The 18,449-nt window shown below is 63.2% G+C and carries 17 protein-coding genes; 15 read left to right on the plus strand and 2 right to left on the minus strand.

All coding sequences use genetic code 11. From position 1 onward, the window contains the following. Window positions 1-2 precede the first annotated feature (2 nt). The 4 genes from OKC29_RS09645 (at window position 3) to OKC29_RS09660 (ending at window position 4,859) form a co-directional block, all read left to right on the plus strand. Window positions 3-371: a hypothetical protein gene (locus OKC29_RS09645; RefSeq protein WP_016351742.1), complete on the plus strand. Its 369-nt coding sequence runs from the start codon at window positions 3-5 to the stop codon at window positions 369-371. Between the two features lie 169 nt (window positions 372-540). Beyond that, window positions 541-1,680 carry a hypothetical protein gene (locus OKC29_RS09650; RefSeq protein WP_073351391.1) on the plus strand — a complete coding sequence of 380 codons (1,140 nt, stop codon included), beginning with the start codon at window positions 541-543 and terminating at the stop codon, window positions 1,678-1,680. Then, the gene (locus OKC29_RS09655; protein WP_162275762.1) at window positions 1,670-2,302 is read left to right on the plus strand and encodes a hypothetical protein; all 633 of its coding nucleotides are present in this window, start codon (window positions 1,670-1,672) and stop codon (window positions 2,300-2,302) included. Before OKC29_RS09650 ends, OKC29_RS09655 begins: the two co-directional genes overlap by 11 nt. Window positions 2,303-2,408: 106 nt before the next feature. Next, complete coding sequence (locus OKC29_RS09660; RefSeq protein WP_073351394.1) at window positions 2,409-4,859, plus strand: sensor domain-containing protein; 2,451 nt, start codon at window positions 2,409-2,411, stop codon at window positions 4,857-4,859. A gap of 46 nt (window positions 4,860-4,905) precedes the next feature. Here the strand turns inward: OKC29_RS09660 and OKC29_RS09665 are convergent, their stop codons facing one another. Then, window positions 4,906-5,202 (minus strand): hypothetical protein, encoded by a 297-nt coding sequence (locus tag OKC29_RS09665; RefSeq protein ID WP_073351396.1) that lies wholly within the window; start codon window positions 5,200-5,202, stop codon window positions 4,906-4,908. A 168-nt stretch (window positions 5,203-5,370) separates the two neighbouring features. Between OKC29_RS09665 and acs the strand changes: the two genes are divergently transcribed. The 7 genes from acs (at window position 5,371) to OKC29_RS09700 (ending at window position 13,245) form a co-directional block, all read left to right on the plus strand. Beyond that, window positions 5,371-7,317 (plus strand): acetate--CoA ligase, encoded by a 1,947-nt coding sequence (gene acs / locus OKC29_RS09670; protein ID WP_073351398.1) that lies wholly within the window; start codon window positions 5,371-5,373, stop codon window positions 7,315-7,317. Between the two features lie 266 nt (window positions 7,318-7,583). Beyond that, a complete protein-coding gene (aroQ, locus tag OKC29_RS09675) occupies window positions 7,584-8,033 on the plus strand; it encodes a type II 3-dehydroquinate dehydratase (RefSeq protein WP_016351748.1) in 450 nt (149 codons plus the stop codon). A 36-nt stretch (window positions 8,034-8,069) separates the two neighbouring features. Further along, window positions 8,070-8,525 carry an acetyl-CoA carboxylase biotin carboxyl carrier protein gene (gene accB / locus OKC29_RS09680; RefSeq protein WP_073351400.1) on the plus strand — a complete coding sequence of 152 codons (456 nt, stop codon included), beginning with the start codon at window positions 8,070-8,072 and terminating at the stop codon, window positions 8,523-8,525. Window positions 8,526-8,540: 15 nt separating this feature from the next. Then, window positions 8,541-9,881: an acetyl-CoA carboxylase biotin carboxylase subunit gene (accC, locus tag OKC29_RS09685; RefSeq protein WP_011707113.1), complete on the plus strand. Its 1,341-nt coding sequence runs from the start codon at window positions 8,541-8,543 to the stop codon at window positions 9,879-9,881. Window positions 9,882-9,993: 112 nt separating this feature from the next. Further along, a complete protein-coding gene (locus tag OKC29_RS09690) occupies window positions 9,994-10,272 on the plus strand; it encodes a YhdT family protein (RefSeq protein ID WP_016351749.1) in 279 nt (92 codons plus the stop codon). Continuing rightward, entirely contained in the window at window positions 10,262-11,740 is a 1,479-nt protein-coding gene (gene panF / locus OKC29_RS09695; RefSeq protein WP_017409311.1) for a sodium/pantothenate symporter, read from the plus strand. Before OKC29_RS09690 ends, panF begins: the two co-directional genes overlap by 11 nt. A 77-nt stretch (window positions 11,741-11,817) precedes the next feature. After that, window positions 11,818-13,245 (plus strand): PTS transporter subunit EIIC, encoded by a 1,428-nt coding sequence (locus OKC29_RS09700; RefSeq protein ID WP_073351402.1) that lies wholly within the window; start codon window positions 11,818-11,820, stop codon window positions 13,243-13,245. Between the two features lie 2 nt (window positions 13,246-13,247). On the opposite strand, the gene OKC29_RS09705 is transcribed toward OKC29_RS09700, so the two are convergent. Next, complete coding sequence (locus OKC29_RS09705; protein ID WP_016351752.1) at window positions 13,248-14,120, minus strand: LysR family transcriptional regulator; 873 nt, start codon at window positions 14,118-14,120, stop codon at window positions 13,248-13,250. A 100-nt stretch (window positions 14,121-14,220) separates the two neighbouring features. On the opposite strand from OKC29_RS09705, the gene OKC29_RS09710 reads away from it, so the two are divergent. The 4 genes from OKC29_RS09710 to OKC29_RS09725 all read left to right on the plus strand — a co-directional run bounded on the left by OKC29_RS09710 (window position 14,221) and on the right by OKC29_RS09725 (window position 18,437). Then, window positions 14,221-15,237, plus strand: coding sequence for a zinc-binding alcohol dehydrogenase family protein (locus tag OKC29_RS09710; protein WP_073351404.1), 1,017 nt, complete (start codon window positions 14,221-14,223; stop codon window positions 15,235-15,237). 527 nt (window positions 15,238-15,764) lie between these two features. Further along, window positions 15,765-16,643, plus strand: a complete 879-nt coding sequence (gene prmA, locus OKC29_RS09715) for a 50S ribosomal protein L11 methyltransferase (protein ID WP_010675412.1) — start codon at window positions 15,765-15,767, stop codon at window positions 16,641-16,643. Window positions 16,644-16,837: 194 nt separating this feature from the next. Beyond that, entirely contained in the window at window positions 16,838-17,815 is a 978-nt protein-coding gene (locus tag OKC29_RS09720) for a D-2-hydroxyacid dehydrogenase family protein (protein ID WP_073351406.1), read from the plus strand. Window positions 17,816-17,888: 73 nt separating this feature from the next. Continuing rightward, on the plus strand, window positions 17,889-18,437 hold the full coding sequence (locus OKC29_RS09725; RefSeq protein ID WP_045789140.1) for a sugar O-acetyltransferase: 549 nt from the start codon (window positions 17,889-17,891) through the stop codon (window positions 18,435-18,437). The last annotated feature ends 12 nt before the right edge of the window (window positions 18,438-18,449 follow it).

Consider the following 18,449-nt stretch of genomic DNA (forward strand, 5'->3'; position numbering starts at 1 on the left):
ACATGAAGACGGCCCTGCTGCTGATCGCCTGCTGGCTGCTGGCCCTGATCCCGCTGGATCAGGGCCTTACCCCCCTCGTGACCCTGCTGTTCAACCCGGACCGCGTCCTCTACGGCACCGCCCAGCTCACCGGTTTCGCCGGCATCCTGCTGACCCTCTATCTCGCCAATCTCGGGGTGGAGGTGGTGCTGCGCCGCCGCTTCCAGATAGCGGGCATGCTGGCCCTGCTGGCCGCCTGGGTCGACTTTATCAACAGCAGCGGCAGCGAGGCCCACTGGCTGCTGCTGCTCGCCCTGGCGCTGCCGTTTCACGGGCTCGGCCTGCTGGTGCTGGTGCGCGGCATCCAGGCCTTCGGCCGCCAGAAAGGCTGATAAACCGCCAAAACTATTACAAATCATGACAGCCCGATCCGCCCATCCGCCCTTGTCACAAGGGCAGACCCTCAATTGCTGGTAACATTCGCTTACATTCAGCTCCCGTTCAGTTTCGCCGCAACCGTTATAGTGCCGCTCCTTTTCCAACCAATGCAGGAGCATCAGCATGCCTCCACAGGATGCACGCATCACGGGTCTCGACCTGTTGCGAGGGCTCGTCATCTTCATGGCCGTCTTCGAGCACTACACCGGCTACCTCAACTACTGGTACATCGACTTCTTCAACCGGGAACACGCCCTGTGGGACAGCTTCTATCTGTCGCACAAGACGATGGCCGGCCAGCTGCTGCCCATGGATCACACCACGGCCCAGGTCTCGGCCTGGCTCATTCCCTGGGTCAGCCAGATCTATCTGGCGCTGGCCGCCTTCAACCTCAGCCGCCGCGATCAGGCCAGTTTCAGACCGCAACTGGGCGGCAAGCTGGTGCTGTTCGCCAGCATCATTCTGGTGCTCTATGTGGAAGGGCTGGTGATCGCTCCCAACTTCGGCGAGGCCATCTCGTTCTACCCGGTGATGCTGTGGATGTGTCTGCTGGCGCTCTTCTCGCTGGTCTACGCCTGGTTCGGCATCCGCGGCATGCTGCTGCTGACCCTGCTCAGCCTGCTGCTGGATCAGCTCGGCGTGCAGGATCTGCTCGGTCACATCGACGGCTGGATGAAGCTGCACGTGCACCCCGACTACGAGCTGGATGCCCGCCTCGACCTCTTCATGGCCAGCGGCTGCTTCGGCTTCCTCTACGGCTGGTGCTGGCATCAGCGGCCCCAATGGCGGGACCGCCTCAACGCCCTGGTGCTGACGCTCTCGCTGGTAGCGCTGGCCGTCTATCTCATGTTTGGCGAAACCAGCACGGTCGAGCTCAGCGACATCTACGCCAACGAACACGAACTGGCGATGGACATGGTCGGCCGTGCCGGCATCTGGGGCATGGAGTTTCTGGTGATCGGGGCCGTGCTCTGGCTGCATCAGCGCAACATCCGGCTGTGCTGGCGCCCGCTCAACTGGATCGGCATGTACTCGCTGACCGTCTTCATCTTCCACAAGAGTATCTTCGTGCACCTGTGGGGCCCGCTCTTGCTGTGGTGGACCGCCCGTCAAGGCACCATCTTGCCCAACAACTTCGGCCTCATCATGGCGCTCAGCGCCACCAGCGTGCTGCTCATCTACGCCTTCCAGCGCTCCGGCATCATCTGCCACCTGATGGGCATGCATCAGGACCGTGACTGGGCGCGGCTCTATGGCAAATAAGTGCTGGCTGCCGCTGCTGTTCCTGACCCTGCCCCTGTCGGCCAAAGAGCCGGACAACCAGTGGCAGCTGGGTGGTCAGTGGCAGCTCGGCAGCAATCAGGCGGGGGTCCGCGCCGATGCCAGCATGCAGTTCTGGCTCGCCTATGAGCGGGAAACCCAGGTCGGCCTGCTCTTCGCCGATGGCCAGAGCGCCGGGCTGGCCTTGCCGCTCTACAAAAAGAGCTTCTTTGCGGTCGGCGTCGCACCCATGCAGGTAGTCGATCGCAGCCGCTTCAGCGCCTTCTGGCGCCTCGGCTGGCAACTGGACGACGATCACCAGCTCACCCTGGGCCAGCTCTATGACGTCAGCGGCCGTTATGGCCAGCTCTGGTACATGGAGCACAGCCTGCCGCTGCCGGCCGAGATCTCCCTCAACCTCTGGCTGACCCGGGGCAGCCAGGCCCACATGGCCGCCTATGGAGCAGACGAGGGCCTGCGGGACTGGGGAGTCACGCTGGAACGCAGCTGGCGCTGGCAGCAGTGGCGCCTTGGCACCGAGTTCGGCGCCAAGCAGTGGCTCATCAAGGAGCACGACTGGCAACCGATGATCAACCTGACCCTGAGCTATCACTTCAGCTGGTAACACAGCCAAAAAGGGGGCGAATGACGCCCCCTCCCTTCCCTCCAGAATGCTTCATGCCATACTGACAGCAGCTTAAATGACAAAAAAGTCAATTCAGGAGCGCGCGATGGGCGAAGAGACTTTCAATGCCATGCCGGATCCACCGCTGGCGGGGCAATTGAACATGAACGAGCTGCAACAGCTGTTCGAACTGGCCCCGTTTGGCATAGGTGTGTTTGATCGCCACTTTCGCTGCCGCAGCGTCAACCAGACCCTGGCCGATCTCAACGGCCTCTCCCGAGAAGAGCACTACGGCAGATACCTGCGGGAAATCGTCCCCACGCTGGCTCCGGTGCTGGAACCCCTGTTCCAGCAGATCATCAGCAGCGGCGTCCCCCGGGTCGAGCTGAACCTGAGCGGTCATACCGCAGCCCATCAGGGTCGGCAGCGCCACTGGCAGGCCATTTACAGCCCCATGCTGGATGAACAGGGGGTGCCCGACCGCATCCTCACCATAGTGCGGGACGTCACCGAGCAGGTCGAAGCGCAGCAGCGGCTGCAACTGGCCATGAGTGCCGGCCAGATCGGGGTGTGGGAGTGGCATGTGACGGAGGACAGGCTGCAGTTTGACGGCCAGGTCGAGCGCCTGCTCGGCACCACGGCCAGCCAGTTTCAGGGGGGGATGGAGCAGTTCATCAAGCGCTTCGATCCGCTCTCTGGCGAGCAGTTCAGGGCGGCGGTCAACGGCACGGCCCCCATTCACCTCACCCTCGGCTATCTCGGGCCGGATCAGTTGCGGGGCTGGGTCGACATTCACGCCGATCACGTGGCGGCCACCGACCATCAGGGGCGGCGCATCACCGGAGTGATCCACGATGCCACCAGTCGCTGCAACCAGGAGGACAAGCTGCGCCAGGCCAACGTGGTATTCGAGACCGCTGCCGAAGGCATCATCATCATGGATGGCCAGCGCCAGATCATCTCGGTCAATCCGGCCTTTTCCAGCATGACTCAATATGAAGAGGCGGAGATCGTGGGCAAGTCGCCGGAGGCCATCATGCACCCGCGCCGCCACACCGACATCGATTATCCCTGGCATACCCTGCTGCCCGGCAGTCACGCCTGGCATGGCGAGATGATGTGTCTGCGCAAGGATGGCGGCTACTTCACCTCCTGGCAGCATGTCAGCGCCGTGCACGACAGTCGCCACAACACCACCAACTACGTCATCGCCTTCTCCGACATCAGCGCCATTCGCAAGGCCGAAGCACAGCTCAATCACCTCGCCTATCACGATCCCCTGACCGAGCTCGGCAACCGCAACCTGCTGCAGGAGCGGCTGGAGCTGGAACTCAAGACCGCCCAGCTCAACCACCAGCAACTGGCCCTGCTGTTCATCGATCTGGACGGCTTCAAGCTGATCAACGACACCCTGGGCCATCGCGCCGGCGACGAACTGCTCAAGCTGCTGGCCGAGCGGATCCGCCGCGTCCTGCGCCACAACGACGTGGCCGCCCGGCTCGGTGGCGATGAATTCCTGGTGCTGATCCCCTTCTTTGAACGGCCACAGGAGCTGGAACGGCTCGCCGAGCAACTGCTGGCCTGCCTGCGCGAGCCGGTCGAACTCGACCACGAGCGGGTGGCCGTCTCCGCCAGCATCGGCATCTCCCTCTATCCGGAACACGCCACCAGCCCGGATACCCTGGTCAGCGCCGCCGACAGCGCCATGTACGAGGCCAAGAACCGGGGCCGCAACGGCTATCTGTTCTATACCCCGGACATGACCGAGCAGACCCGGGAGCGAATGAGCATGGAGCAGGGACTGTTCAAGGCCATCGAGCAGCATCAGCTCTGCGTCCTCTATCAGCCCATGACGGAGCTCGCCAGCAACCGCATGAGCGGGCTGGAGGCCCTGCTGCGCTGGCAACACCCCAGCGAGGGCATGATAGGGCCCACCCGCTTCATCCCGGTGGCCGAGGAGTGCGGGCTCATCGAGCAGATCGGCGAATGGGTCATGCGCACCGCCTGTCGGCAGGGACAGGCATGGCTGGCCGCAGGGCTGGCGGTACCCAGGCTGTCGATCAATGTGTCGGTGCGGGAGATGCGCTCGGCAGGTTACGTGGAGCAGGTCGCCGCCATCCTGACCGAGACCGGCTTTCCGCCAGAGAAGCTGGAGATAGAGGTCACCGAGAGCATCATCCAGCGGGTCGATCAGAGCCTGCAGCTGTTCAGACGCCTGAAGGCGCTGGGGGTACAGATCGCCATCGACGACTTCGGTACCGGCTTCTCCTCCCTGAGCCTGCTCAAGAGCCTGCCCATCGATCGCATCAAGATTGACCGTACCTTCGTGCAGGCCCTGCCCGATGACAAGCACAGCCGGGAGCTGTGCCGCACCATCATCAACCTGGCCGACAGCCTGGGCATGGTGGTTACCGCCGAAGGGATCGAGACCCAGGCCCAACGTCAGTTTCTGCAATCACTGCACTGCCAGGAGGGGCAGGGTTATCTGTTCAGCCACCCGCTGGCCGAGCCCCATCTGGCCGAGCAGCTGGGCTCGCGCAAGGGCGCCTGGTGCTAGCGGTGTGCCGGGATCCGCACCGCGCCAGCGGCGCAGGTGACGCTCATCAGTTGAAGGTCAGCCTGGCATCCCACCCTTCGTCCTGCTGCCGGCGTGACTCTTCCAGCAACGAGTCCTGCGAATAGGAGGATTTTTTCTCTTCGAGGGTGACGGACACCGACGGCTTGCGCGCCAACCAGGCCTCGCTCAACTGACCGCTGATGTGGTCCCGCAGGGATGGCGAAACGGGCTGTGCCGGTGTCAACGCAAGGTCGTTGGCATGGGGGGCGGCCAATGCGGCCTCATCGGTGGCCTGCGGGGCCTCGAACTGCCAGAGGGAGGAGCACAATAGCAGGGTCAACATGGGACTATCTCCGTCGATAAAACGACGTTTTACCCAATCAGCGATGAATTGTCATCGACTCGACTGTAAGCGGATGTTGCCATCTATCCAAAAGTCTAATTGCCCTCCCTCGCCAAAGGTATAAGTTGTTACCTAATCATTACAAGAATGTATTCAAAGGAGTGACACATGAGCGAGAGCAAGGTCTACCCGGTCAAAGCCCACATCAGCAACGGCGCCCTGCTGGACAAGGCAGGCTATGAAGCCATGTATCGGGCCTCGGTGCAGGATCCGGATGCCTTCTGGGGCGAGCAGGGCAAGATCCTCGACTGGATGCAGCCCTACACCAGGGTCAAGAACACCTCCTATGATCCGGGCCACGTCTCCATCAAATGGTATGAAGACGGCCTGCTCAACGTCTCTGCCAACTGCCTGGACCGCCATCTGGCCCAGCGCGGCGACAAGGTTGCCATCATCTGGGAAGGGGACAACCCGGCCGAAGATCGCAAGCTCACCTACCGCGAGCTGCACACCGAGGTGTGCAAGTTTGCCAACGTCTTGAAGGCGCAGGGAGTGCATCGCGGCGACGTGGTCTGCCTCTACATGCCCATGGTGCCGGAAGCCGCCATCGCCATGCTGGCCTGTACCCGCATCGGCGCTGTGCACAGCATCGTGTTCGGCGGTTTCTCGCCGGAAGCCCTGGCCGGTCGCATCATCGACTCCGGCTCTTCCATCGTCATCACCGCCGATGAAGGGCTGCGCGGCGGCCGTCCGGTGCCGCTCAAGAAGAATGTGGATGAAGCGCTCACCAACCCGGAGACCAAGGTCAACAAGGTGATCGTACTCAAGCGCACCGGCGGCAACATCGCCTGGCACAACCACAGGGACATCTGGTGGCACGACGCCGTCGCCACCGTCAGCGCCGACTGTCCGCCGGAGGCGATGGGGGCCGAAGACCCGCTCTTCATCCTCTACACCTCCGGCTCCACCGGCAAACCCAAGGGGGTGTTGCACACCACCGGCGGCTATCTGGTCTATGCCACGCTCACCTTCAAGTACATCTTCGACTACCACGAAGAGGACATCTATTGGTGTACCGCCGACGTGGGTTGGGTCACCGGCCACTCCTATCTGGTCTACGGACCGCTTGCCAACGGCGCCACCACCATCATGTTTGAAGGGGTGCCCAACTACCCGGCCACCAATCGCATGAGCCAGGTGGTGGACAAGCACCAGGTCAGCATCCTCTACACCGCCCCCACCGCCATCCGGGCGCTGATGGCCAAGGGCAACGAGGCGGTAACCGGCACCTCCCGTTCGAGCCTGCGCATCATGGGCTCGGTGGGCGAGCCCATCAACCCGGAAGCCTGGGAGTGGTACTACCGCACCATAGGCGAGGAGCGCTGCCCCATCGTCGATACCTGGTGGCAGACCGAGACCGGCGGCATCCTCATCAGCCCGCTGCCCGGCGTCACCAATCTCAAGCCAGGCTCGGCCACCCGTCCCTTCTTCGGCGTGCAGCCGGCGCTGGTGGACAACATGGGCGAGCCGCTGGAGGGGGCCACCGAGGGCAACCTGGTGATCACCGACTCCTGGCCGGGTCAGATGCGCACCGTGTTCGGCGATCACGAGCGGTTCGAGCAGACCTACTTCTCCACCTTCCCCGGCCGCTACTTCACCGGCGACGGTGCCCGTCGCGACGAGGATGGTTACTACTGGATCACCGGGCGGGTGGATGATGTACTGAACGTCTCGGGCCACCGCATGGGTACCGCCGAAATTGAATCCGCGCTGGTCTCCCATCCCAAGATCGCCGAAGCGGCAGTGGTGGGCGTGCCGCACGAGATCAAGGGTCAGGGCATCTATGCCTATGTCACCCTGATCGCCGGTGAGGAGCCGAGCCGCGAGCTGCATAAAGAGGTGAAGGAGTGGGTCCGCAAGGAGATCGGCGCCATCGCCACCCCGGACGTGATCCACTGGGCCGAGGGGCTGCCAAAGACCCGCTCCGGCAAGATCATGCGGCGAATTCTGCGCAAGATCGCCACCGGCGAGACCGACAGCCTGGGGGATATCTCCACCCTGGCGGATCCGGGCGTGGTGGACAAGCTGATCCGCGAGAAGTCGGAAGCAGCCTGATCCTGACTGCGTTCCAGCCTCCAAAGCCGGCCTCGAGCCGGCTTTGTCGTCTTTGCTACTGAGCGTTTCAACAACGCACCAATTAGCGCAAAAAATAGACAGATGTAGAGATTAGACCAGTAAAATGCTGCTAATTTTCACGAAATCAATATAATTGCGAAATCTGTGTGCCAGTGCACACCGATTTGCGCAGAAAATGACTAGATTTCTGATAGTCCACAAGATGGCTGACAGATAGCAGCATTATCATCGAGGATGTACTCAATATGTCGCAAAAACACCGAATTCTCCTGCTCAACGGGCCGAACCTGAACCTGCTGGGCAAACGGGAACCGGGCATCTACGGCAGCAAGACGCTCGATGAGATCGTCGCCGATCTGACGCACAACGCCGGCGAACTCGGGGTCACACTGGAACACCTGCAATCCAATGCCGAACATGAGTTGGTCGGCCGCATCCACCAGGCCATGGGTCAGGTGGATTTCATCATCATCAACCCGGCCGCCTTCACCCACACCAGCGTCGCCATCCGCGACGCGCTGCTGGGTGTGGCCATCCCCTTTATCGAGGTTCACCTGTCCAACGTCCATGCCAGGGAACCCTTCCGTCATCACTCCTATCTGTCTGATGTCGCCAAGGGGGTCATTTGTGGGCTGGGGGCCGATGGCTACCAATTCGCTTTAACCGCGGCCGTGCACCAGTTGCGCGCGGCTTGATAATCACTGATCAGATAAAGAAGAAAGAGAATGCTAATGGATATCCGCAAAATCAAGAAGCTGATTGAACTGGTTGAAGAGTCCGGCATCGCCGAACTGGAGATCTCCGAAGGTGAAGAGTCCGTTCGCATCAGCCGCAACTTCTCCGGTCAGGTGACCGCTGCTCCGCAGATGATCATGCAACAAGCTGCCGCCCCGGTTGCCGCTCCTGCCGCCGCACCGGCTGCTGCTACCCCGGCTGCCGACGCCATCCCGAGCGGTCACCTGATGCGCTCCCCGATGGTTGGCTCCTTCTACCGCTCCTCCAGCCCGGAAGCCAAGCCGTTCGTGGAAGTCGGTCAGCACGTCAATGTCGGCGATACCCTGTGCATCGTCGAAGCCATGAAAATGATGAACCAAATCGAGTCTGACAAGGCCGGTGTGATCAAAGCGATCCTGGTTGAAAATGGTCAGGCCGTCGAATTCGACGAGCCGCTGTTCATCATCGAATAAGGGAAGTCGCCACCCATGTTGGACAAAGTAGTCATCGCCAACCGCGGTGAAATTGCCCTGCGGATCCTGCGCGCCTGTAAAGAGCTCGGGATCAAGACAGTGGCCGTTCACTCCACCGCCGACCGGGAGCTCAAGCATGTGCTGCTGGCCGACGAAACCATCTGTATCGGCAAACCGGCCAGTACCGACTCCTACCTCAATGTGCCGGCCATCATCGCCGCCGCCGAGGTGACCGGTGCCGTCGCCATCCACCCGGGTTACGGTTTCCTCTCCGAGAACGCCGACTTCGCCGAAGTGGTCGAGAAATCCGGCTTCATCTTCATCGGCCCGCGCGCCGAGACCATTCGCCTGATGGGTGACAAGGTTTCCGCCATCGAGGCGATGAAGAAAGCGGGCGTGCCCTGCGTACCGGGCTCCGACGGTCCGGTCGACAGCGATGCCAAGCACAACGCCGCCATCGCCAAGCGCATTGGCTACCCGGTGATCATCAAGGCCGCCGGTGGCGGTGGTGGTCGCGGCATGCGCGTGGTGCGCAGTGAAGCCGAGCTGTCTGCCGCCATCGCGCTGACCAAATCCGAAGCAGGCCAGTTCTTCAAGAACGACATGGTCTACATGGAGAAGTACCTGGAGAACCCGCGCCACATCGAGATTCAGGTGTTGGCAGACGGCCAGGGCAACGCCCTCTACCTGGGCGAGCGCGACTGCTCCATGCAGCGTCGTCACCAGAAGGTGGTCGAAGAGGCGCCGGCACCCGGCATCACCGAAGAGATGCGCAAGTTCATCGGTGAGCGCTGCGTGCGCGCCTGTATCGAGATCGGCTACCGCGGTGCGGGCACCTTCGAGTTCCTGTACGAGAACGGCGAGTTCTATTTCATCGAGATGAACACCCGTATCCAGGTTGAGCACCCGGTCACCGAGCTGGTCACCAGCGTGGATCTGATCAAGGAGCAGCTGCGCATCGCCGCCGGTCAGCCCCTGTCGATCACCCAGCAGGACATCCGCATCCGTGGCCATGCCATCGAATGCCGGATCAACGCCGAAGACCCGGCCACCTTCATGCCGTCTCCGGGCCTGATCCAGCGCTTCCACGCGCCGGGTGGTCTGGGCGTACGCTGGGATTCCCACATCTACGCCGGCTACAAGGTGCCGCCCTACTACGACTCCATGATCGGCAAGCTGATCTGTTACGGTGAAAACCGCGACGTCGCCATCGCCCGCATGCGTCAGGCGCTGGACGAGCTGGTGGTGGAAGGGATCAAGACCAACGTCTCCCTGCAAAAAGAGATCATGAAGGACGAAAACTTCCAGCACGGTGGGACCAACATCCACTACCTGCACAAGAAGCTGGGTCTGTAAGGATCCTTGACGAAGACCGCCATGTCGGTGGACGTCGGCTCCGCAAGGAGCCTCTATTGAAAAAGGGCCATGGCGACATGGCCCTTTTTTGTTATCCTTGCGCCCCTCAAAATTGTCGGAGGCCAAGGTGAATCGTTTCGCGCTCGCTCGCCGGGAAGCAGCCCTCTGCCTGCTGCTGACCCTGCTCTACTTCCTTGCCTGGTATGGCACGGCCTATTTCATCCCCGCAGAGATCGAATGCTGGGACATGCCGCTCTGGTTCCTGCTCAGCTGCATCCTGATGCCGCTGCTGTTCATCGTGCTGTGCGGCCTGATGGTGGATCGCCTGTTCGTGGACATCCCCCTCGACTCCCCTCCCCTCGATGCCAAGGAGCCTTCCCATGAATCTTGAGCTGATGCTGCCGCTCATCATCTATCTGGTGCTGGTGCTGGGAGTCGGCTTCTGGGCCAGCCGCCATCGGGTGGGCGGTGACTTCGTACAGGAGTACTTCATCGGCAACCGCAGCATGGGCGGGCTGGTGCTGGCCATGACCCTGGTGGCCACCTACACCTCGGCCTCCTCCTTCATCGGCGGGCCGGGGGCTGCCTACAAGATCGGGCTGGGCTGGGTGCTGCTGGCGATGATCCAGCTGCCCACCGTCTGGCTCACCCTGGGGGTGCTTGGCAAGAAGTTCGCCATCATCGCCCGCCGGGTCAATGCGGTGACCATCAACGACATGCTGTGGGCCCGCTACCAGAGCAAGGCGGTGGTGGTGCTGGGCTCGGTCACCATCATCCTCGCCTTCATCGCCACCATGGTGGTGCAGTTCATCGGCGGCGCCCGTCTGCTGGAGACCGCCACCGGCCTCAGCTACCAGCAGGGGCTCCTGCTGTTTGCCAGTTGCGTGCTGCTCTACACGGTGATCGGCGGCTTTCGCGCCGTGGTGATGACCGATGCGCTGCAGGGGATCATCATGCTGATCGGCACCGGCGCCCTGCTGGCGGGCATTCTGGTGGCCGGTGACGGCCTGCCCAACCTCATCCACCAGCTCAAGGTGATCGATCCCAAGCTGGTGAGCCCGCAGGGGGCCGGCGACCTGCTGACCCAGCCCTTCATGCTGAGCTTCTGGGTGCTGGTCTGCATCGGGGTGGTGGGGCTGCCCCACTCGGCGCTGCGCTGTTTCGGCTATCGCGACAGCAAGGCGCTGCACCGCGGCATCCTCATCGGTACCATCGTCAGCGCCTTGCTGATGTTCGGCATGCACCTGGCCGGCGCACTGGGCCGCGCCATCCTGCCCGGCATGGACAGCCCGGACAAGATCATGCCCTCCCTGATGATGGAAGTGCTGCCCCCCTGGCTGGCCGGGGTCTTCCTGGCGGCGCCCATGGCGGCCATCATGTCCACCATCGACTCCCAGCTGATCCAGGCCTCCGCCACCCTGGTGAAGGATCTCTACCTCAACTACCTGAGTCCGGAGAAGGCCGGCCAGGAGAAGCTGGAGGTACGGGTGCCGCGCCTCTCCCTGCTCTGCACCCTGATCCTGGGCACGCTGGTGCTGCTGGCGGCGCTGCAGCCCCCCGAGATGATCATCTGGCTCAATCTGCTCGCCTTCGGCGGCCTGCAGGCGGTGTTCCTCTGGCCACTGGTGCTCGGCCTCTACTGGTCGCGGGCCAACGGCCCGGGGGCCCTGGCCAGCATGGTGTGCGGCATCCTCTGCTACGCCATCCTGAGTCAGTGGGAGATCAAGCCGGCCGGTCTGCACGCCATCGTGCCGAGCCTGGGGCTGGGGCTGATTGCCTTCGTGCTGGTCAGCCTGCTCACCCCGGCTCCGAGCCAGCATGTGCGGCGCTTGTTTGAGCCGCAATCATCGATGGATTAATAAAGGGTTCCGAAACTATCCCAAAATGGGTGTTTTACGGGTAAACTGTGCGCCATGTCACAAAATGCCGTGCCCTTATGCCCGTACAGAACGCCAGACAGATCCTGACCCAAGCCCTGCAGCGACTCGGTTACGCCCTGTTGCTGCCGGTCTCCATCCTGCCGCTGGCCGCGCTGCTCTATCGGCTCGGCCAGCCGGACGTGCTGGATCTGGCGGTGCTCTCCCTCACCGGCCGCGCCCTGTTCAGCCAGATGCCGCTCATCTATGCGGTGGCCATCGCCTTCGGGCTGAGCCGCCAAGGTGAAGGCACTCAGGCGCTGGCCGGTGCAGTCAACTTTCTGCTGCTGAGCTCGGCGCTCGGCACCCTGGCCCCCGGCCTGCACAGTGACATGATCTGCGGCCTGCTGGCGGGATTGACCACCGCCATCGTCTACCCCTGGCTCAAACGCCACCCCATGCCCCACTGGCTACGGCTGGTCAACGGCGACTTCACCAGCCTGCTCGCCTCGGCGTTCACCTGTCTGCTGCTGGCCTTCCCCCTCGCGCTACTCTGGCCGCTGCTGGAACAGGGCATCACCCTGCTCGCCTCCGAACTGCTCACCACCCCGTTCGGCGCCTTCTGCTACGGCGTGCTGAACCGGCTGCTGATCCCGCTCGGTCTGCATCAGGTGCTGGGCAGCCTCATCGGGCTGGGGGAAAGCAACCTGCAGGCACTGGCCAGCGCCCAGCCGCTGCACGAAGGCTATGTGGCCGGGCTCTATCCCATCATCATGTTTGGCCTGCCGGGCGCCTGCTTCGCCATCTGGCTGCACCGCCAGCGCATGCAGCGACTGCCGCAGGGGGGATTGCTGCTCACCCTGGCGCTCACCTCGGCGCTGGTGGGCATCACCGAACCCATCGAGTTTCTGTTCGCCTTCACCGCCCCCTGGCTGTTTCTAGCCCATGCCCTGCTGACCGGCCTGTCGCTCGCCACCTGCAGCGCGCTCGGCATCAAGGTGGGCAGCTACTTCTCCGCTGGCCTGCTGGATCTGGTGCTGAGCTACCACGCCGGCGAGCACAGCTTCTGGCTCATTCCGGTCGGCATCCTGTTCTTCGTCGCCTACACCCTGCTGTTCTATCAGCTGCTGGAGCGCACTCCCCTCAGCCTGCCGAGCAAGCCCATCGCGCCGGAGCACCCGCGCCTTGCCAACGTCGCCCCCTCCGACCCCCAGATGCTGGCGATCCAGTACCTCAAGGTGCTGGGGGGCATGGACAACCTGCAGGCGATGAGCGTCTGCCTGACCCGCCTCAGCCTGCGGGTACGCGACATCTCGCTGGTGGATCAATCCCGCCTGCTGGGGCTGGGCTGCCTCTCCTGGATCCAGCTCAACGACCATCAGCTGGTACTGGTGCTGGGCCCCAACGCCAGCCTGATCGAGGGGCAGATCCGCATGCTGGCGGAGCGCCAGTCGGTACCGCTCGGCCTCAAGCCCAATCAGGAGTCCGCCGGCCAGAGCGGCTGGTAGCCTCAGGCAAACGGCAACCGCTCGGCGACAAAGTCCATCAGGCTGCGCAGGGCGGGCGCCAGGTGCTCCCGGCTCGGATAGATGAGGTAGAAGGGGTTGGCCGGAATGGGGTGGCTCGGCAGCACCTTCTGCAAGCGTCCCGCCGCGAGATCCCCCTCGCAGACGTGATGGGGCAGCAGGGCAATGCCTCCCTCGTTGATCGCCAGCTCCCGCAGCGCCAGCAGGCTGTTGCTCAGACAAGCCCCTTGCGGCCGCCAGCCTCCCTCCTGCAACGGCCACACCGGCAGCGACGTGTGCACCAGACAGGCGTATCGCCCCAGCTCGCTCAGCTGTTGCGGCGTGCCGTGGGCCGCCAGATAGGCGGGCGCCGCCACCAGATGGCGCGGCACCTGACCGATACGCCGGCAGATCAGGCTGGAATCTTTCAACGGCGCCGCCCGCAGCGCCAGATCATAACCCTCCCCCACCAGATCGAGCTGCTCATCGCAGAGGGTCAGCTCCAGCACCACCTCGGGGTAGAGGGCCCGAAACTCGGCCAGGATCCGGCCAAGCAGCAGGGTGCCGGTGGCCTCCGGCGCGGTGATCCGCACCCGGCCGGCCGGGGCCGCGCGCAGTCTCGCCATCGCCAGATTGGCGCTGCGGGCCAGCGCCAGCAGCGCCCGGCACTGCTCCACATAGACCTCCCCCTGCGGGGTCAGGCTCAGCCGGCGGGTGGTGCGCTGCAACAGGCGCACCCCGAGCTGGGATTCGAGCCGCGAGATCTTCTGGCTGACCGAGGATTTGGGCATGCCGAGCAACTCGGCCGCGCCGGTAAAACTGCCCTGCTCCACCACGGTGGCGAACAGCCCCATCAGCTCCAGTTCGACATTGTTCATATATTCAAACAGTCTTTACCAATTACCCACCTTAATCTGAATAATCAACCAGACTAGAGTGGCTGGCAATCCCCATCCAACCGATTTGAAAGGAACTGCCATGAAAGCCATCGCCCTGACCCACTATCTGCCGAGCGATCACCCCCACTGCTTCATCGAAGCCAATCTGGCCGACCCGACACCGGGCCCGCGCGACCTGCTGGTGCGGGTCAAGGCCACCTCCATCAACCCGGTCGATACCAAGGTGCGTGCCCCCAAGGCCAAGGTCGAGAGCAGCCCGCGAGTGCTGGGCTGGGATGCGGTGGGCGAAGTGATCGCCGTCGGCCGCGAGGTGACCCTGTTCAAGGCGGGCGACCGGGTCTGGTATGCCGGCGACATCAGCCGCCCCGGCAGCAACAGCGCCCTGCAACTGGTGGATGAGCGCATCGCCGCCCTCGCCCCCACCAGCCTGAGCGACGTGGCAGCCGCTGCCCTGCCGCTCACCGCCATCACCGCCTGGGAGACCCTGTTCGAGCGCATGGGCCTCACCCGCGAGAGCAGCGGCAAGCTGCTGATCATCGGCGGCGCCGGCGGGGTCGGCTCCATCGCCATCCAGCTGGCCCGCCAGCTCACCGGCATGGAGGTGATCGCCACCGCCTCGCGCCCCGAGACCCGGGCCTGGTGCCTGCAGATGGGGGCCCACCAGGTGGTGAGCCATCACCAGTTGCAGGAGGAGCTCACTGCCCTTGGCATCACTCAGGTGGATGCCATCTTCTGCACCAATGCCACCGAGCAGCACTGGGATGCCATGGCCAGCCTCATCAGCCCGTTCGGCCATATCTGCACCATCGCCGAATCGAGCGTGCCCTGGGACCTCTCCCTGCTCAAGAGCAAGAGCGTCACCTTCAGCCAGGAGTTCATGTTCACCCGCTCCCTGTTCCAGACCCCGGACATGATCGAGCAGCACAACCTGCTGGGGCTGGTCGCCGCCCTGGCGGATCAGGGCGTGGTCAAGACCACCCTCAGCAAGGTGGTGGCCGAGCTCACCCCGAGTACCCTGGCTCAGGCCCATGCCGAGGTGGAAGCCGGCCGCATGGTGGGCAAACTGGTGATCGACATGAGCCAGTTCGGAAACTAATCCCTTATAGGTAAAAACTGCACCATCATGGGGTGAACTCACCAGTGACAAGCCCCATCACAGCACAGCTCACCTCAGGCAACAGACAGTCACCACGCAGCATCACCATAAAAAGAGCCAAAAAAAGGGGCCATCCCGCCGGGATGGCCCTAAATACCTGAACGTTGGGGTAACAATCACACACATATCCTTATGCAGGACCTCCGTATCTTTGCAGCTAGTGTGCCAATCCCGCCCGCCTCCCCGCTTACTTGCCACATTGCCCCCTGCCACCGGGGTATGCAGCCCCCGGCCACTCTGCGGGCAAAAAAAAAACCACCCGAAGGTGGCTGAAAAAGATGACGGAACTTTCCTAGAGCAAAGCATTCAGCGGGAACAGGTTGCTTCCCGTCACCCAATGAGGAATACATTAACCGTGCCAACTCGGCAAAGTCCGTATCCTCCACCACACTGCATGGGCAAACCACGACAGCACACGCCCATGATGATAGAATCCCGCGGTTTCACATTTATGAAGAGTCGACGCCATGCCCTGGATACAAATTCGAATCAACGCCACTGCCAAGACCGCAGACAAGGTGAGCAACATGCTGCTGGGGCGTGGTGCCCAGGCGGTGACCTTTATGGATGCCAAGGATGTGCCCGTCTATGAACCCATGCCGGGTGAAACCCCGCTGTGGGGCGAGACCGAAGTGATGGGGCTGTTCGACGCCGAAACCGATCCGGCACCCACCATCGCCTTCTTCCAGCAGATCTTCGGTGAAGACGTGGGCTACAAGGTGGAGCAGCTGGAAGACAAGGACTGGGTGCGCGAGTGGATGGATCACTTCCACCCCATGCAATTCGGCGAGCGCCTGTGGATCTGCCCGAGCTGGCGCGACGTGCCAAACCCCGATGCGGTCAACGTCATGCTGGATCCGGGTCTGGCCTTCGGTACCGGTACCCACCCCACCACGGCGCTCTGCCTGCAGTGGCTGGACGGGCTGGATCTGGCCGGTAAAACCGTGGTCGACTTTGGTTGCGGCTCCGGCATCCTCGGTATCGCCGCCCTGAAGCTGGGGGCGGCCCGGGTCATCGGCATCGACATCGATCCGCAGGCCATCCAGGCCAGCCGTGACAACGCCGAGCGCAATGGCGTCGCCGATCAGATCGAGCTCTACCTGCCGGCGGATCAGCCGCAAGATGTCGAAGCGGACGTGGTGGTCGCCAACATCCTGGCCGGCCCGCTGCGCGAACTGGCGCCGCTTATCGCCGGCCACGGCAAAGCGGGCAGCCTGATGGCCCTCTCCGGCGTGCTGGAAAGCCAGGCACCGGAGCTGGAAACCATCTACGGCCAGTGGTTCGAGATGGACCCGACCGCCGTGAAAGAGGAGTGGTGCCGTCTCTCCGGCCGCAAACTCGGCTAAGTCATCGACACAAAGCTGCCAACGCGGCTCCCACATGGGAGCCCCGTCTGTTTTCAACCCACTGGCAGCCACCTCTCTGGTGCTGTTGCCCAGCGCATCCATACCCGCACTGCAATCAGTGCTCATTTGACCACACAGCTCACCCCGTTTCCGGTAGGATAGGTCGCCAGTCCCCCTTGCGACACGGAGTGCTTATGCGGATTGCCATACTGGATGACTATCAGGATCAGGTACGTCATCTGCCCTGCTTTACCCGCCTGGCGGGCCACGACGTCACCATCCTCACCCAAAGCGAACCTGACCCCGAGCGCCTTGCCGCCAAGCTGGCAGGGGTGGAGGCGCTGGTGCTGATCCGCGAGCGCACCCGCATCGACGAGGCGTTGCTGCGCAGACTCCCCTCCCTTCGGTTCATTAGTCAGACCGGCAAGATCAGCCAGCATATCGATCCCCTCCTGTGTCAGCGCCACGGGGTGGCCGTCGCCGAAGGCATCGGTAGCCCGGTGGCGCCCGCCGAGCTCTGCTGGGCGCTCATCATGGCCGCCTCCCGCCACCTCCCGGCCTATTGTCATGCCCTCGCCCAGGGACAGTGGCAGCAATCCGGCACACTGGGGCTGGGCCGTACCTTGCAGGGGCTGACACTCGGCATCTGGGGCTACGGCAAGATTGGCAGACTGGTGGCCGGTTACGGCCGGGCCTTTGGCATGTCGGTGCTGATCTGGGGCAGCGAGGGCTCCCGCCAGCAGGCCGAGCGGGATGGCCATGCCAGCGCCTCCGACAAGGAGGCCTTCTTTCGTGACGCCGACATCCTCTCTTTGCATCTGCGCCTGCACGAGGCAACCCGTGGCTGTGTGACCCGCACCGATCTCGCGCGGATGAAGGCCGACTCCCTGCTGGTCAACGTCAGTCGGGCGGAGCTTCTCGAGCCGGGCGCCCTTTATGCTGAACTCGCCGCCAACCCCACCCGGCGCGCAGCACTCGACGTGTTCGATGCAGAGCCGGCCACGGCGCAAAGCGAGCCTTTACTACGCCTGCCCAATGTGCTGGCCACGCCCCATCTCGGCTATGTGGAGTGCAACAGCTACCAGCTCTACTTTCAGGTCGCCTTTGACAACCTGATTGCCTTTGCCGAGGGCAGGCCGACCAATCTGGTGCTGCCCGTAGCGGGCCGCTGATCACGGTTATCCGGCGGCCGGACCGCTAACATATGAACCCCATGCGCCACCAAGGCACGCCACAGGAGCAGCCATGACCGAGTACGACAAGATGATCGCCAGCCAGCCTTACAACTGCATGGCACCGGAACTGGATCTGTTGCGCCGGGAGACGGCCCGCCTGTACCGCCGCTTCAATCGCAGCGACGAGGAGGATGAACAGCTGGCGCTGCTGCAGCAGATCGTCGGCGAGCTGGCCCAGGGTGCCTTCATCTGCCCGCCCCTCTACTGCACCTATGGCCGCCACATCCACCTTGGCGAGCGCAGCTACATCAACATGGGGGCCACCCTGCTGGACAACGCCCCCATTCGCATCGGCGCCGAGGTGATGATTGGGCCGAACGTGCAGATCTACACCGCCGCCCACGCGCTGGACGCCGATGAACGGATCCAGGGAGTCGAGACCGCGCTGCCGGTCACCATTGAAGACAGGGTCTGGATTGGCGGCGGCGCCATCCTGTTGCCCGGTGTCACCATAGGGCGGGAAGCTGTCGTGGGCGCTGGGGCCGTGGTCACCAAAGATGTGCCGGCCGGCGCCAGGGTGGTGGGCAACCCGACCCGGCTTTTGCCAGTCAAAGACTAAGCAGAGGGCCCG

The sequence above is a fragment of the Aeromonas sp. QDB34 genome (assembly GCF_027705405.1).
Classification (GTDB): Bacteria; Pseudomonadota; Gammaproteobacteria; order Enterobacterales; family Aeromonadaceae; genus Aeromonas; species Aeromonas hydrophila.